Source organism: Kitasatospora putterlickiae, assembly GCF_039527695.1.
Taxonomy (GTDB): domain Bacteria; phylum Actinomycetota; class Actinomycetes; order Streptomycetales; family Streptomycetaceae; genus Kitasatospora; species Kitasatospora putterlickiae.
On the sequence record NZ_BAAAKJ010000103.1, the window covers coordinates 1 to 1,903 of the forward strand.

Below are 1,903 nucleotides of genomic sequence, written 5' to 3' on the forward strand. Positions count from 1 at the left end.
CGACCACGGCCTGCTCGCCGCCGCCGTCGACATCGCCTCCGGCGACAGCGCCGTCCTCTCCGGCACCCTCTCCCTCGCCACCCACCCCTGGCTGGCCGACCACGCCGTCACCGGCACCGCCCTCCTTCCCGGCACCGCCTTCCTCGACCTCGCCCTCCACGCCGCCGACCACACCACCAGCGCCGGCGTCAAGGAACTCCTCGTCCAAACCCCCCTCCTCCTGCCCACCACCGGCGCCCTCGACCTCCAGGTCGTCATCGACGCCCCCGACCCCGACGGCTGCCGCAACACCACCATCTACTCCCGCCCCCACACCACCACCCACACCACCTGGACCCGCCACGCCCAAGCCACCCTCGCCGCCCCGGAGGCGCCTTCGCACGCGGGCGACGCGGATCTCGCGGCGCTGCGCGTGTGGCCGCCGATCGGCGCCGAGCCGGTGGAGATGTCCGACCCGTACGAGACCCTCGTCGAGCGCGGCTACAACTACGGCCCGGTCTTCCAGGGCCTGCGGAAGGTCTGGCGCGGCGCGGACGGCGAGCTGTACGCCGAGGTGGCGCTGCCGGAGGCGGCGGCGGACGACGCGGACCGTTTCGGCCTGCACCCGGCCCTGCTGGACGCCGCCCTGCACGCCCAGCAGTTCGACGACGGCTTCGCCCAGGAGGGCGTCTGGCTGCCCTTCTCCTGGAACGGGGTGTCGCTGCTCGCCACCGGAGCCGGTCTGCTGCGGGTGCGACTGCGCAGCACGGGTGAGGACACCGTGCGGATCGCCGCCGCCGACGCGGCCGGCGAGCCGGTGCTGCTGGTGGAGTCGCTGCGGGTGCGCCGCGCCGACCCGACCCAGCTGGCCGCCGTCTCGCCCGGGGCGGACGCCCTGTTCACCATGGACTGGTTCCCGGCCGCGGTGGCCGACGGCCTTCAGTCCTCGATCCCGGGCACGTTGACGGTGCTCGGCGCCGACCCGCTCGGTGTCGCGGCCGGTATCGCCGAGGCGTCGGCCCACGCCGACGTGGCCGCGCTGGTGGCGGCGCTGGACGCCGGGGCGCCCGTCCCCGCGTACGGCGTGCTGCCGCTCGCCGCGCCGGAGACGGCGGAGGACGTGGCCTCGGCCGCGCACACCCTGGCCGCCGATCTGCTGGCGGTGGTGCAGGAGTGGATCGCCGAACCCCGCCTGGAATCGACGCCGCTGCTCGTGCTCACCCGGGGCGCCGTCGCGGCCGGACAGGGCCCGCGCGCCGATGTCACCGACCTGCCCGCCTCCACCGCCTGGGGCCTGATCCGCAGCGCCCAGAGCGAGCACCCCGACCGCTTCGTCCTCCTGGACGCCGACCCCGACACCACCGAGGCGCCCGACCACACCGCCCTGATCACCCGCGCCCTGGGCACCGGCGAGCCTCAACTCGCCCAGCGCTCCGGCACCCTGCTCGCCCTGCGCATCGGACGCGGCTCCGGCGCCGGCCAGATCCCGGCCGTCTCCGGCTTCGGCGCCGGCCACGACTGGCGCATCGACGCCCTCGGCGGCGGCACCTTCGACGAGGTCGGCCGCGCCGCCAACCCCCGCGCCACCCGCCCCCTGGAACCCGGCGAAATCCGCCTCCAGGTCCGCGCCGCCGGACTCAACTTCATGGATGTCGCCGCTTCCCTGGGCCTCGCCCGGTTCGCGGACGGCCTCGGCGGCGAGGGTGCCGGTGTGATCGTCGAGACCGGCCCGGGGGTGACCCGCTTCGCCGTCGGTGACCGGGTGCTGGGCGCGTTCCCCTCCGCGTTCGCGCCGTTGACGGTGGCGGACGAGCGGATGGTGGCCCCGGTCCCGCAGGGCTGGTCGTTCGAGCAGGCCGCTTCCATCCCCGCGGTCTTCCTCACCGCCTACTACGCCCTCCACGACCTCGCCAACCTCCAGCCC

1 protein-coding gene is annotated in these 1,903 nt (G+C 75.7%); it reads left to right on the forward strand.

What is annotated here, in order from left to right; all coding sequences use genetic code 11:
• Positions 1–1,903 (forward strand): polyketide synthase dehydratase domain-containing protein (locus tag ABD308_RS10900; RefSeq protein WP_344331642.1); only part of this gene is annotated, 1,903 nt, incomplete at both ends.